This window comes from Yersinia sp. FDAARGOS_228 (assembly GCF_002073315.2).
Classification (GTDB): Bacteria; Pseudomonadota; Gammaproteobacteria; order Enterobacterales; family Enterobacteriaceae; genus Yersinia; species Yersinia intermedia.
The window spans coordinates 640,188-653,897 of the sequence record NZ_CP020409.2; the positions used below are offsets into that span (position 1 = coordinate 640,188).

Genomic DNA, 13,710 nt, shown 5'->3' on the forward strand with positions numbered 1-13,710 from the left:
TTTTACCTTTTGCTGTAGAAGGGCCGTTTCTCCCAACGGCCCTATTCAGTTATTGCTGGGTTACTTTTTGCCACCCAATAAGTCCAATACTTCCTGCACGCTGGTAGTTTTGCTTAAACGCTCAATGACAGAATCATCGTCCAGCGCATTTGTCAGGCTGGTAATAACATGAATGTGCTCATTATTACGGGCCGCAATACCAATCACCAAACACGCCACTTCATCTTCTTCGTCGCCAAAGCGCACGCCGTCAGGGTATTGGCAAAATACCACCCCGGTTTTCAGCACACGGTCTTTCGCTTCGATGGTACCGTGCGGTACCGCGATAGATTCGCCCAGATAGGTGGAGGTCAGTTTTTCACGTTCCAGCATCGCTTCAACATATTCCGGCTCAACATAGCCCCCCTTCACCAACTGCTCACCGGCGAAGCGAATAGCTTGCTCTTTGGTGGCTGCGTGTTGATTGAGGAAGATATTCCCTGCGCCCAACTTGAACAAATTGGCTTCAGAGGCTTCAAAGCTATCGTCCAGCGTTTCAATCACTTTCTGAGTGCTCGCTGTCGTGTTAGCCGCCTCCACCAAACGGGCTGTCAGGTTGGTGTACAACTGGCTATCAAGGAAGTTGGTCAGCGAGATATGTTGCGCTTGTGGCGCATGGCGCATGGCTCGCTCAGTCAAATCACGGTGGGTGATAACCAAGTCCACATCTTCTGGCAAGTTGTTGATAGCACAGTTAGTCACAGAGATATGCTTCAAGCCTGCGTCTTGTATTTTCTTACGCAGCACACCTGCGCCCATCGCACTAGAACCCATACCTGCATCACAAGCTACGATGATTTTACGCACTGTGGTCAGGTCGCCTGCGGCAGCGGCAGCATTCGCTGCTTGTGCGCCTTTAGATTGCGCTTTCATATCTTGCATACGGCGAGTCGCATCTTCCAGGCTGTCTTCCTCGTCGTCTTTGACTTTAGAGGTTTTCAGCAAGATAGCAGACACCACGAAGGACACAGCAAACGCAGCAGCAACTGCAGCAATGTTGGCAAAATAAGCACCTTTAGGTGTCATCGCCAATACTGCCAGGATAGAACCAGGAGACGCAGGTGATACCAGACCGCCGTTCAGCATAGTCAGAGTGAACACGCCGGTCATACCGCCCAGAATAACCGCCAGCAATAAGCGCGGGTTCATCAGCACATATGGGAAATAGATTTCGTGGATACCACCGAAGAAATGGATGATAGCCGCGCCGCCAGCAGATTGCTTAGCGTTGCCTCTACCGAAGAACATGTAAGCCATCAACACACCCATACCTGGGCCTGGGTTTGCTTCGATCAGGAAGAAGATAGACTTACCGGTTTCAGTCGCCTGCTGGATACCCAGAGGTGAGAAGATACCGTGGTTAATCGCGTTATTCAGGAACAGGATTTTGGCTGGTTCGACGAAGATAGACGTTAATGGCAGCAGGTTAAGCTGCACCATGATATGCACACCAGCAGCCAGTGCTTTAGACAACACTTCTACAAATGGGCCAATCGCCATAAAGGCCAAAATCGCCAACAGCATACCGATGATACCGGCTGAGAAGTTGTTAACCAGCATCTCAAAGCCGCTTTTGATTTTACCTTCAACCCAACGGTCAAAGTGTTTGATTGCCCAGCCACCCAGTGGACCCACAATCATCGCACCGAGGAACATTGGCATATCGGCACCAACGATAACACCCATGGTGGTGATAGCACCTACCACACCACCGCGATCGCCACCCACCAAACGGCCACCGGTAAAACCGATCAGCAGTGGTAACAGGTAAGTGATCATTGGGCCAACCAGTTTGGCTAGCGTTTCATTTGGCAGCCAGCCAGTTGGAATAAACAGTGCAGTGATAATACCCCAGGCAATAAATGCCCCGATATTGGGCATAACCATGTTACTGAGGAATCGGCCAAAATTTTGAATTCTGACCTTTGCGTCTGGTGAAAACATAAAACACCCCTATTGGTACGCGCTAACAATAAGAGCGCGATATAATTGTTTTGTTGAGGCAGTTCTGCAAAACCCGCCGGTGTTATCGAATACAAACACGCTGTATGCAAAACAAACTCTAGCATGCTCCTTTATTCACGCGTAGCTCACCACCTTTGTGTGATCAATGTCACACCAAAACACCCATCACAGGGGTGTATTTGTTGACGCAGATCACACTAAATGGCTGTAAGAAAACCACGAAGGCGAATTTTTAATCTAGAAAGCCCAATAAGAGTGATGTATATCACTCTTTGTGTGGGTTAGTTTGTTTTGAAAATGTGATGTTAATCACAAGTTATTTTTGCGCGCAGAGAGGGGATGAGACATTCACTCGACTAATAACCTCTCAGACTCAACTCTTGGTAGAAATGTGTAATAAAATAACAGGGGGAAGGGGCACACTATTGGAGCGGGTTTCGGTTGATATGAGTTTAGTGCTTAGGTTCGGATCAGGTTTCGGTTGATAAACGCTCAGAGGTCATTTTAGCTCAGTCGCCTCAACCGAGTTAAGGCCCATAAGCGTGGGCCTTAACAATCCGCGCTTCCGCACGTATCGCTTGCCTGCTGCGCAGGTTCCCTCGGCTCATCATTACGCTGGCGGGACGGCTTTATTCGCATCCCTGCTCATGACGCCTAAATCCGCCGTCCATGGCGGATTTCCCTGACTTCATTCTTCACTCGGCAGCTCAAATGTGCTTTTAAAGTCAAAAGAGAAAATCAAAACCTAAAGCGATGGTTTTGACGTTGAGCGCAATCAGGAATATTGCCGGCAAGGAGTGAGGGTAGAGTAAGCGGGCATGGACGCCCGCGAAAAGCGCGCTTGAGCAGGAGCGAATCGCGCTGGCTCGTCAGCCCGAAAGACGCGGGCGGTTTACCCGCAGGGCAATATTTCGCGCAGGCGCGGGATTGCACAAGGGGCCACGCTTATGGCCCCTTTGCCGGTTGGTTCATCGCAGGTTAAGTAAACTCAGTTGCTTTAACAACCGAACCGATCACCAAATCAAATCAACCTAAATCAACCAAAACCATCACTGCATGACACTCGCTACACTCTTCTGCGCTGTCATCATCGCCGGGTACTTGGCGACTAAATTAGCCATCATCGTGTTATATAGCGCCGCTTGCTGTGGGGTCTGGAATTGAACACCGCCATTATTGAAGGTAACCTGCGTACCCTGCTGCTGTAAGAAATCGCCAACTTGCGCCAGATCCTGCACAAAAGCAGAAATCACCGGCACTGCTGGGATCAATACATTGGCTGGCTGAGTCACAATATTGTCGAAAGCTTTATTAAATACCACTTTCAAATCATCGGGCTGCTTCAATACAGCAACAGCACTATCAGCTTGCGTTTTTGCCGTACGAATCTGTTGCACTAACAAGTTCAATGCACCTGCGGACTGCTGTAACGCATCACGCTTGGCAAGATAATCCTGCGCCACACGGATCTCATTGATTTGAGTAATCGCCGGGGTCAAGCTGGCATCGACAGATTTGGTAAGTTGCTGTGAAAAAGTGACTAAAATCGCGTAATCACTGACATAAGGGCCAAACTTCTGCTTTTGATCTTCGCTCAGTGTTGGCAGTTTCATTCCACTACGCATCACTGTATTTTGCAGATAATCAATAAAAGCCTTACGTTGTTCTGGCTCTTTATCCCCGCAGGCGGTCAATTGGAACACCACCAGTAACGCCAGCAATGGCGCTAACCAACGTGAATATCGGGCTGTATTCAGTGCAAAAGTCATGTGAAACTGCTCCTGTAGTAAGTACTTATTTTCACAAATTCTATTCTTATCACCCAACTCCAGTGTTAAGAATAGCTAAGGGGAGCGCTTTACCCTTAATTACTTGACGTTGCCAGAGGTTTACCTGCCTGCAACGCCAAATTCTTTGGATAAATACGCTCCCCTGTTGCCAATCAAGGGCAGAATTACTGTAATAACGAAATATCAGCAACCTGCAAGAATAGCTCGCGTAATTTGCTCAGCAATGTCAGGCGGTTGACCCGCACTGCATCGTCCTCTGCCATGACCATAACACTATCGAAGAACTCATCGACAGTTTCCCGCAGAGCAGCCAGTTCCACCAGCGCTTCCTGATAGTTACCCGCAGCAAAGACCGGCTCCAGCTTATCGCGCAATACCACTAAATGTGTTGCCAGTTTCAGCTCTGCCGGCTCTTTTAACACCGAGGCATGAACATGGTCATTCAGGGTATCCGTGGATTTCGCCAGAATATTCGATACACGCTTGTTAGCAGCAGCTAATGTCGCCGCAGCATCCAGGGTACGGAAATAGGTCACCGCCTTCACCCGGGCATCAAAATCAGCCGGTTTGGTTGGGCGACGAGCCAGTACCGCCTGAATGGTGTCAACGCTGTGACCTTCATCCTGATACCAGGCACGGAAACGGCCTAGCATGAACTCAATCACTTCATCGACCACGTTGCCATTGGTCAGCTTGCTGCCATACAGGCGCACCGCTTCTTCAGTCAGCGTTTGCAGATCAAGCGGCAAGTTCTTCTCGACGATAATACGCAATACACCCAACGCCGCACGGCGTAGCGCAAACGGGTCTTTATCACCTTTCGGATGTTGACCAATACCGAAAATACCGGCCAATGTGTCCATCTTATCGGCAATCGCTAATGCACAAGCAACGGGGTTCGACGGCAAATCATCACCGGCAAAACGTGGCTGATATTGCTCATTCAGCGCAACAGCAACATCTTCAGCTTCACCGTCGTGACGGGCATAGTGCATCCCCATCACACCTTGAGTATCGGTGAATTCAAACACCATGTTGGTCATCAGGTCACATTTGGACAACAGACCTGCACGGGTAGCATGGTTAACGTCCGCGCCAATCTGGGCGGCAACCCAGCCCGCCAATGCTTGGATACGGTCGGTCTTGTCACGCAACGTCCCCAATTGCTGTTGGAACAGCACGGTTTCCAGGCGTGGCAAATTGTCTTCCAGGCGCTTTTTACGGTCAGTCTTAAAGAAAAACTCCGCATCGGCCAGACGTGGGCGAACCACTTTCTCGTTACCGGAAATAATCTGTTGAGGATCTTTAGATTCAATATTGGCAACAAAAATGAAGTTGGGCAGCAAGCTACCGGCCGCATCGTAAACCGGGAAGTACTTCTGGTCACCTTTCATGGTGTAGACCAGCGCTTCCGCAGGTACTGCCAGGAATTTCTCTTCAAACTTGGCAGTTAACACCACCGGCCATTCAACCAGCGACGTCACTTCTTCCAACAGACTTTCACTCAGATCAGCAATACCGCCAATCTTCTGCGCTGCCAGTTCCGCATCACGCTTGATTATAGATTTACGTAATTCATAGTCAGCAATGACTTTACCGCGCTCTAGCAAAATCTGCGGGTATTGGTCAGCGCTATCAATGGTGAATTCCGCTTCACCCATAAAGCGGTGACCACGGATAACACGATCTGAATCGATACCTAACACGGTGCCAGGGATCAATTCGCTGCCTAACAGCAGGGTTACAGTATGAACCGGGCGAACGAATTGGGTTTCTTTATCACCCCAACGCATCAATTTAGGAATAGGCAGCTTACTCAGCGCGGTATTCACCATGCCTGCCAGCAGTAATTGTGCTGATTGGCCTTTGACATGGGCGCGATACAGCAGCCATTCGCCTTTGTCAGTAACCAGACGTTCGGCCTGATCGACTGTAATACCACAACCCCGTGCCCAGCCTTCGGCGGCTTTGCTCGGTTTACCTTCAGCATCAAAGGCTTGCGCAATAGCAGGGCCGCGCTTTTCAACTTCACGATCCGCCTGAGCAGCGCTTAAATCGGTCACTTTTACCGCCAGACGGCGCGGCGCAGCATACCAAACCACCTCGCCATGCGGCAGGTTGGCGTTATCCAATTCAGCAGTAAAGTTGGCAGCAAAAGATTCGGCCAGAGAACGAAGAGCCTTCGGCGGCAGCTCTTCCGTGCCGATTTCCACCAGGAAAGTCTGTTGAGTCATGACAGCCTCTTAGTTCTGATTCTTTTTGCACATAGGGAAGCCCAACGCCTCGCGGGAAGCATAATAAGCCTCGGCGACAGCTTTGGTCAGCGTACGAATGCGCAGAATATAGCGTTGGCGCTCGGTCACCGAGATGGCTTTACGGGCGTCCAGCAGGTTAAACGTATGGCCAGCTTTCAGAATGCGCTCATAAGCGGGCAGCGGCAGCGGGTTTTCCAGTGCCAGCAGCGACTGAGCTTCTTTCTCATACTGCTCAAAGCAGGAGAACAGGAAATCCACATCGGCGTATTCGAAATTATAGGTGGATTGCTCCACTTCATTCTGATGATAAATATCGCCATAAGTGGTTTTGCCCAGTGGGCCGTCGCACCAAATCAGGTCATAAACGCTGTCTACGCCCTGAATGTACATCGCTAAACGTTCCAGACCATAGGTTATCTCGCCAGTGACCGGTTTACATTCCAAACCGCCCACTTGCTGGAAGTAAGTGAATTGCGTCACTTCCATCCCGTTCAACCACACTTCCCAGCCCAGCCCCCAGGCACCCAAGGTCGGGTTCTCCCAGTTATCTTCGACAAAGCGGATATCGTGGATAGTCGGGTCCAGACCCAGTTCTCTCAGCGAGCCTAAATACAGCTCCTGAATGTTGTCTGGTGAAGGCTTAATGATCACCTGGAACTGATAATAGTGTTGCAGGCGATTTGGGTTCTCACCGTAGCGACCATCGGTCGGGCGGCGTGAAGGTTGTACATATGCGGCAGCGATTGGCTCTGGGCCAAGTGCACGCAGGCAGGTCATTGGGTGGGAGGTACCCGCGCCGACTTCCATGTCCAGTGGTTGAACAATGGTGCAGCCTTGGCGCGCCCAATAGTCCTGTAACGTCAGGATCAGGCCCTGAAAGGTCTTGGTATCAAACTTTTGCATGTTGGATTCGCACGCGATACAAGTGGATTAAAATGGAATGGGCCAGTATACCCGTTGACCGTAAGATATACAGCCAGAATCCGGTAAGATGCAACAATCAAGATCGATTTGTCGATAAAATGAGCCTTTCACTGTATTCCAACTGGCTATTTTGCGCTGTGCCCGCAAAGGTAAAGAGTCCGTCGATAGGTTGCTAATCAGCTAATGAACAGCGATCATCCCCTGCTGAGACAGATAATAAAAAGGAAGATGAGTTATGAGTCTACAACGCTGCGGTTGGGTCACCTCTGATCCTCTCTATCTCGCTTATCACGACACTGAATGGGGTATTCCACGCACCGACAGTCAGGCGCTGTTCGAAATGCTCTGCCTCGAAGGGCAACAAGCCGGGCTTTCATGGATAACCGTGCTGAAAAAACGTGAACACTATCGCAAGTGCTTCTATAATTTTGATCCCGTGCGAGTGGCGAAAATGGGGCCGGACGATGTAGAAAAACGGGTGCTGGACAGCGGCATTATCCGCCATCGCGGTAAGATTCAAGCCATTATCACCAATGCACAAGCTTATCTGGCCATGGAAGCCAACGGTGAGGATTTTTCGCGCTTTATCTGGAGTTTTGTTGATGGTGAGCCAAAAATTAACCATTGGTGGTGTCTGGCAGAATCACCCGCAACCACACCCGTATCAGATGCAATGTCAAAGGCATTGAAAAAACGCGGTTTTAAATTTATCGGCTCCACTATTTGCTACGCCTTTATGCAAGCCAGCGGTTTAGTGAACGACCATCTGGCAAGCTGTTTTTGTCACCCGGATAACGCCGTAAAATGATTCGACCTTACCAACCAAGCGATCTCGATGACCTGATGCAACTGTGGCTGACCAGTACCATTGCTGCGCATCCTTTTGTGGCCGAACAATACTGGCACGAGAGCGCCCCGTTGGTACGGAATACCTATCTCCCAGCGGCCCGCACCTGGCTATATTTGTCAGCGGAAACTACCGGTGATACTAACCCCATTGCAGGCTTTATTAGTATTCTCGAAGAACAACTGGTAGGGGCGCTGTTCGTCACCCAATCCATGCACGGTAAGGGGATTGGGCAAGCGTTGATGGATTACGTTCAACAACACTACCACGCTCTAACCCTAGAGGTTTATCAACGAAACCTGCGTGCCTATCACTTCTATCGTAAGCAAGGGTTTACCGTTGCAGGGAAAGCCTATAATGCGGAAACCAAAAACACTATCCTGACCCTGCATTGGCAGCGCCCATTTAACTCATCCCTGCTTTAATTCTCCCTGCATCTGACAAATTTTAATAACCGTATCAAACACGCAACCGCATTACTCTATTCCTGAGCCTATTTTCCTGTGGGAATAAGTGAGGGGTTGAATATGACAAGGACATTGCTAAGCATCCAATTAGCCTTAACTCTCTTAATAACATTGCCCCCATTAGCTATTGCAGATAACGGTAAAAATAGAGAGGTTTGTTTAAATTCTGAAGATCAATATCAAGTTGAAACAGAAGTAACGGACAACACTGAATATAGTGGATGCAGTAGAAAGGTACGGGATGCCGCTGGCACGCTAGGCTGCGCCTTCATCCCCGCCTTGGCGATTTATAATTATGTTACGCATAGCCATTGTGATCAGGCGGATAAATTATGGCGTCAGATATCACATTGGTTTTCCAATGATAATCAAGACAAGGTGGTTTTGGTTAGTGGACAGTCCCTATTGCTTAAACCACACCCCGCACGGCCCAAATATAGCGATGACGAAGCCAATCTCCTCACGCTGACCTTAAGCAAAATTGACACTCGATTACATAATCAGGCACTCACACTACCGGCCAGCGCAAGATTTTGTAAAACTTCGCTCGATAATATTCTCGCTGCGCGCTATCCCCGCAGCCCGGATGAAAACTGCCCTAGTTGGGTATCAAAAGTCTTGGCCGATTTTACCCTGTTATTCGGTCATTCTGTGCGGGACTGGACGCCTGAGCAACTACAGAATGTCGTTACGCGGATTGACGCACAACACTCAACTGGCTATGTGGGCAGCGATCAGGCCACTGAGGGTCATCTGGTCACTGGCATCCGCGCGATTATCCAACAATTGGGATTGACTGAAACCATCCGGCAGATCACCCACGCATTTCGCTATGCCCAATTAAATTATGCCAATTACGTCGAGCATAATCCCAGCGCCACACAATCACCTGCCGCCGCACAGGCTCTTCCGTTAGGGGAATATTCACTTTCTCTGGAATCTTATCACTATCCCGCCGAGCCGCCCGCTGTCCGTATTCGTCAGCATAATGAATGGGTGACCAGACCCGACTTACATTTTGCGGTGGAGATCATTGATGCCAACACCACTGACAGGTCAGCTATTCTTCTCGCGCACACAGTGATGGATCATTGGTTTAATACTTATCTTTTCACACCATTAAAAACTGACCAGCAAGGTAACCCCGTCACTGACCTTGACCGCACTATCAGCGCGGCACGCACTACCAGTACCTCACTGTTGCTTGAGTTGGAAAACACCAGTAATGACTATCTGTTTGTGGTGGTGCGGCTTGAGGGCGAGATTGTTAGTGTGCTGGGGGCCGCGAAAGGGAACGCTACCGATGAGTTCTATATCGATGTTTCGGTGAGTGCCCCGCGCAATGTACTAACACCAAATGCAGAGGGGAATATTCGCGGAGCAGGTACCGCAGCAGTACATGAATTGGCCCGTTATTTAAAAGAAAATGGAGTGAAAACATTACGCTCTAGCGTTATTTCACAACCCTCTGCCCGAATAAAAATGAAGCTAGGTTTCAAACATGATGAGTTTTGATATTTGCTCAAATATGTGATGGGAATATTTATTATTAAATAGTGTCGCCATTTTTATTAAAACTCTCAGCTCATAAAAAAGGAGTTAATTATGCAGTTGAACTTTATAAGTAAAAGTTTAACATTATTATTTTTTATAACCACCACGGCGATTTCCAGCGGAATGGGCGGTTATGTCACCCTTCCACCTGAGGTATGTTTATATTCAGAAGACAAATTCCAAGGGAAATCAAAATGTTTTACCAATAAAGAGAGCGCTGATCTTTTTAACGAAGACGATACAATGATAGGTAATGATAATGCTTCATCAATTCATATTCCCGATGGGATGTTAGCTACCATATATAAAAACGATGATTATAACCCACCCTATTTTAATTTAACTGAATCTATCGGGCAGAACGGTTTAGCTGATTTAGACATGGATAATGAAATTAGCAGCATTGAAGTTACTTATTCGCCCCTTGAAGGTTGTAGTAACCGTTGTGCTATTTTAAAACGAATGCAACTGCCCTTATCCGATATTTTTTCCCAACATTGGAATAGTCCAGCCTATCCTAATAAACAAGTTTTACTGAGTTTTGATATTAATGATAAGAGTACTTTTATGGCGGAATTATCTTTAGGGCCAATAATATGGTTTGTTAACAGAGAATTACTCATCTTTAATAATTCGCAGAATAATGAACCGCTGGCATTCCGTATTCACCCAGATGCTAATCGATTTTCCCTGTTATTTCATCTAAACAACAATAGTATTGCAGTGGATTTTATGGAAAGTCGTGGCACTGAACAGATAGCCTTATCCCCCACTATAACGCTCAGGAATGCTCCCTTTGATCGTCCCGTAGAAACCTCAACCCTCATCATTAATAACACCAGTAAGCAGCCACTGCTCATCGACCAAATAGTGATGGCGGCTAGCACTGAAGATATTCAGTCTGTGCACCATAGAAGCGAACGGGATACCGCCGGAACATTAGGCTGTGCCTTTATTCCCGCGCTGGCGATTTATAATTACGTCACTCACAGTCGCTGCAATCAGGGCGATACGCTGTGGAGTAAAGTAAAACATTGGTTTTCTGATGATAACAAAGCTAAATCGGTTGTGATTACCACCAAGCCCCCCTTACTTGAACCACAGTCACAACTCACAGAAAATAGTGATAACGCGGGACTGATATTAACCAAGTTCGACACCCAATTACATAATCAGGCACTTACACTACCCGCCACCGCGCAATTTTGTAAAACCTCGATGGATAATATCCTCGCCGAACGTTATCCCCGTGATTTAGATGTGAGCTGCCGTCTGTGGGTATCAAGAATATTGGCCGATTTCACGCTGTTATTCGGTACTTCATTGCGCGACTGGACGCAGGATGTTTTGCGCCGGGTATTAATACAAATTAATACTCATGATACGACGGGCTTTGCAATCAGCGATACGGCAGCGGAAAGTCGCTTGGTAAATGAGGTCCAGTCAGTTATTCGTCAATTCGGAATAGATGAAACCATCCACCAAATAGCTCTGGCTTTTGATTATGCGAGATTAAATTACGCACGCTATCTGGCGCACAACCCCACCCCTACTGAATCCCCCTCTGGTGCACAGCGCTTGCCGTTAGGCACATATTCACTCTCTTTGGCCTCTTATCATTACCCCACCGATCCGCCTGCTGCGCGAGTGCTTGAGAATGATCAATGGGTCACCCACCCCGATTTATATTTTGATGTCGATATTTTTGATTCCACCCTCCCGACACGGCCAGATATTGATGCCGCCTTTATGGATGGTGCTTTAGCGGCGGTAGGCGCATGGTCAGACATTTATAACGCGGCACCCATCTATTACCACATAACTAACGAACCCTGGTCGGAACAGAACCGAACTATCGAGGCTGGGCGGATAAACAATTTCGTCCTATATAGCGAATTACTCGCACCTGAAAATAACTATGTGTACGTAGCAGTACGGCTACAAGGAGATATTGTCAGCATTCTGGCAGCCAGGAGAGATGAAACTTTTGAGAATAGTCACGAAAACTAGTACGTCGAATTTTTTGTAACTGATCCCAACTATGTACTGATGCCAGAGGATGAAGGGAGTATTCGTGGGGCAGGGAGCGCCGCACTGCACGGGCTGGCGCGTTATTTACAACAACATGGGGTGAAAGTTTTGCGTTTTCGCGCCCCGAGTCAACCCGCAGCACGAGTGAGTACAAAACTCGGCTTCAAACATGATGAGTTTTGATAGTGAGGTTTCTAGTGATATTCGGCAGTCGTAAAGCGCTTTTCTGTGCTTTTTCTGCCGACAAACGCAGCATTTAGACCAACGCCACAGCACTATGAGAGTTTTCTCAATGGTATTCTCCCCCTTTTTACCGGATAACGATGGCAGATAAAAACCAGCAACGGTGCTTACCGCTGGTTAATGATTTTTTAATCTGCTATTGGGCGACGTTATCTATTTTTTCGCCGAAATAGAGTGCCATTTAAGGGAAATTCAATGAAAAAACGTATTCTGGCCACGGTGGCCGCCGTTTCTGTGGCGCTTACGCTTTCCGCTTGTACTACCAATCCTTATACCGGCGAATCACAAGCCGGAAAATCCGGTTACGGTGCCGGTATTGGTGCAGCATTAGGTGCTGGCATTGGTATGTTGTCATCATCGAAACACGATCGGGGCAAAGGGGCGTTAATTGGCGCAGCAGCAGGTGCCGCGTTGGGTGGTGGTGCAGGTTATTATATGGATGTGCAGGAAGCCAAACTGCGTGAAAAAATGAGTGGTACAGGTGTTAGTGTCACCCGTCAGGGAGATAATATCGTGTTGAATATGCCCAATAATGTCACGTTTGATACTGACAGCAGCAACCTAAAACCCGCCGGTGCTAACACCTTAACTGGCGTGGCGATGGTATTGAAAGAGTATGATAAAACCGCTGTGAATGTGACGGGTTATACCGACAGCTCCGGTGCCAGAGCACATAACATGACCCTTTCACAACAACGTGCCGACAGCGTGGGCAGCGCGCTTATCGTGCAAGGCGTGGCAGCTAATCGTATTCGCACCAGTGGTGCTGGCCCAGACAATCCGGTCGCAAGTAACAGCACCGCCGCCGGTAAGGCACAGAACCGCCGGGTTGAAATCACCTTAAGCCCGCTGTAACTTCTGATATTTTTATAACTTCTGATACTTTTCCTGCGGATAACGTCTTAGGCTTTATCCGCATGTTCCTTGCAACAGCCAATCGGTCATCATAATGACGCCAATCTGATGCGATAAGTACAACGGCGCGAGCCGGATAGAATATGCTCAACACGCTCAACCGGTACCCCTAACACCTGCTGGAACACGGCTAACTCCGCCCGACAAAAACCCTGGCAACTGGTCGCTGCGGCACAGATCGGGCAGTGATTTTCGATTAATAACAATGAGCCGTCGGATTCTACCTGCCATTCCGCCATATAGCCTTCACGACTGCGGATTGCCACCAGCCGCTCAACCCGCTCGGTCACACTATTTGCCCCCACCATCGCCTGACAATATTGAGTGCGGGTTTCCTGCTCGCGGCTATCAATTAGCAACTCAAGGGCGCTGTCGCCTAATTGAGAACGGATTAAACCTAATAGTTGTACCGTCAGTTCGCTGTGCGTATCAGGGAACTGCGCGTTACCCGCCTCGGTTAGCTGCCATAATTGAATCGGCCGACCCACACCGCGCGTTTGCGCCTCGGAGACCACCAAACCCTCCTTAGCCAATTTGACGAATTGCTGCCGGACCGCTTCACCTGTCGTGCCTAAAATCATCCCGGCATCACTCGCTTGCATCGGGCCACGGGTTTTAAGCAGCATCAGTAGGCGTTTCGCCACCGACTGTGGCTGACTGGTGGTATGGTCGATATTCAT

The 13,710-nt window shown here is 48.6% G+C and carries 11 protein-coding genes; 6 read left to right on the forward strand and 5 right to left on the reverse strand.

The annotated features are described in order from the left end of the window. Window positions 1–60 precede the first annotated feature (60 nt). The 4 genes from A6J67_RS02905 to glyQ all read right to left on the reverse strand — a co-directional run bounded on the left by A6J67_RS02905 (window position 61) and on the right by glyQ (window position 6,952). Window positions 61–1,983: a PTS mannitol transporter subunit IICBA gene (locus tag A6J67_RS02905; RefSeq protein ID WP_080608048.1), complete on the reverse strand. Its 1,923-nt coding sequence runs from the start codon at window positions 1,981–1,983 to the stop codon at window positions 61–63. Between the two features lie 1,070 nt (window positions 1,984–3,053). Then, on the reverse strand, window positions 3,054–3,773 hold the full coding sequence (locus A6J67_RS02915) for a DUF3053 domain-containing protein (RefSeq protein WP_005186831.1): 720 nt from the start codon (window positions 3,771–3,773) through the stop codon (window positions 3,054–3,056). Window positions 3,774–3,958: 185 nt separating this feature from the next. Further along, the gene (glyS, locus tag A6J67_RS02920; protein WP_005186829.1) at window positions 3,959–6,028 is read right to left on the reverse strand and encodes a glycine--tRNA ligase subunit beta; all 2,070 of its coding nucleotides are present in this window, start codon (window positions 6,026–6,028) and stop codon (window positions 3,959–3,961) included. 9 nt (window positions 6,029–6,037) lie between these two features. Continuing rightward, a complete protein-coding gene (gene glyQ / locus A6J67_RS02925) occupies window positions 6,038–6,952 on the reverse strand; it encodes a glycine--tRNA ligase subunit alpha (RefSeq protein WP_005186828.1) in 915 nt (304 codons plus the stop codon). 256 nt (window positions 6,953–7,208) lie between these two features. Between glyQ and A6J67_RS02930 the strand changes: the two genes are divergently transcribed. From A6J67_RS02930 to A6J67_RS02950, 6 genes are all read left to right on the forward strand, one after another. Next, window positions 7,209–7,781, forward strand: a complete 573-nt coding sequence (locus tag A6J67_RS02930; protein ID WP_005186826.1) for a DNA-3-methyladenine glycosylase I — start codon at window positions 7,209–7,211, stop codon at window positions 7,779–7,781. Then, window positions 7,778–8,245, forward strand: coding sequence for an N-acetyltransferase (locus A6J67_RS02935; protein WP_032906748.1), 468 nt, complete (start codon window positions 7,778–7,780; stop codon window positions 8,243–8,245). Before A6J67_RS02930 ends, A6J67_RS02935 begins: the two co-directional genes overlap by 4 nt. Window positions 8,246–8,347: 102 nt before the next feature. Beyond that, the gene (locus tag A6J67_RS02940) at window positions 8,348–9,802 is read left to right on the forward strand and encodes a GNAT family N-acetyltransferase (protein ID WP_050297645.1); all 1,455 of its coding nucleotides are present in this window, start codon (window positions 8,348–8,350) and stop codon (window positions 9,800–9,802) included. Window positions 9,803–9,892: 90 nt separating this feature from the next. Beyond that, entirely contained in the window at window positions 9,893–11,851 is a 1,959-nt protein-coding gene (locus tag A6J67_RS02945) for a GNAT family N-acetyltransferase (protein ID WP_226967879.1), read from the forward strand. 39 nt (window positions 11,852–11,890) lie between these two features. Continuing rightward, window positions 11,891–12,055 (forward strand): hypothetical protein, encoded by a 165-nt coding sequence (locus A6J67_RS23615; protein WP_226967880.1) that lies wholly within the window; start codon window positions 11,891–11,893, stop codon window positions 12,053–12,055. Window positions 12,056–12,310: 255 nt separating this feature from the next. After that, window positions 12,311–12,970: an OmpA family lipoprotein gene (locus A6J67_RS02950; protein WP_005186808.1), complete on the forward strand. Its 660-nt coding sequence runs from the start codon at window positions 12,311–12,313 to the stop codon at window positions 12,968–12,970. Between the two features lie 89 nt (window positions 12,971–13,059). On the opposite strand, the gene A6J67_RS02955 is transcribed toward A6J67_RS02950, so the two are convergent. Beyond that, window positions 13,060–13,710 (reverse strand): helix-turn-helix transcriptional regulator, encoded by a 651-nt coding sequence (locus A6J67_RS02955; RefSeq protein ID WP_042568829.1) that lies wholly within the window; start codon window positions 13,708–13,710, stop codon window positions 13,060–13,062.

Excerpts from the sequence above, each read along its gene's own strand:
- A6J67_RS02905 (WP_080608048.1), bottom strand. The coding sequence starts at position 1,983 with ATGTTTTCACCAGACGCAAAGGTCAGAATTCAAAATTTTGGCCGATTC.
- A6J67_RS02915 (WP_005186831.1), bottom strand. The coding sequence starts at position 3,773 with ATGACTTTTGCACTGAATACAGCCCGATATTCACGTTGGTTAGCGCCA.
- glyS (WP_005186829.1), bottom strand. The coding sequence starts at position 6,028 with ATGACTCAACAGACTTTCCTGGTGGAAATCGGCACGGAAGAGCTGCCG.
- glyQ (WP_005186828.1), bottom strand. The coding sequence starts at position 6,952 with ATGCAAAAGTTTGATACCAAGACCTTTCAGGGCCTGATCCTGACGTTA.
- A6J67_RS02930 (WP_005186826.1), top strand. The coding sequence starts at position 7,209 with ATGAGTCTACAACGCTGCGGTTGGGTCACCTCTGATCCTCTCTATCTC.
- A6J67_RS02935 (WP_032906748.1), top strand. The coding sequence starts at position 7,778 with ATGATTCGACCTTACCAACCAAGCGATCTCGATGACCTGATGCAACTG.
- A6J67_RS02940 (WP_050297645.1), top strand. The coding sequence starts at position 8,348 with ATGACAAGGACATTGCTAAGCATCCAATTAGCCTTAACTCTCTTAATA.
- A6J67_RS02945 (WP_226967879.1), top strand. The coding sequence starts at position 9,893 with ATGCAGTTGAACTTTATAAGTAAAAGTTTAACATTATTATTTTTTATA.
- A6J67_RS23615 (WP_226967880.1), top strand. The coding sequence starts at position 11,891 with ATGCCAGAGGATGAAGGGAGTATTCGTGGGGCAGGGAGCGCCGCACTG.
- A6J67_RS02950 (WP_005186808.1), top strand. The coding sequence starts at position 12,311 with ATGAAAAAACGTATTCTGGCCACGGTGGCCGCCGTTTCTGTGGCGCTT.
- A6J67_RS02955 (WP_042568829.1), bottom strand. The coding sequence starts at position 13,710 with ATGAATATCGACCATACCACCAGTCAGCCACAGTCGGTGGCGAAACGC.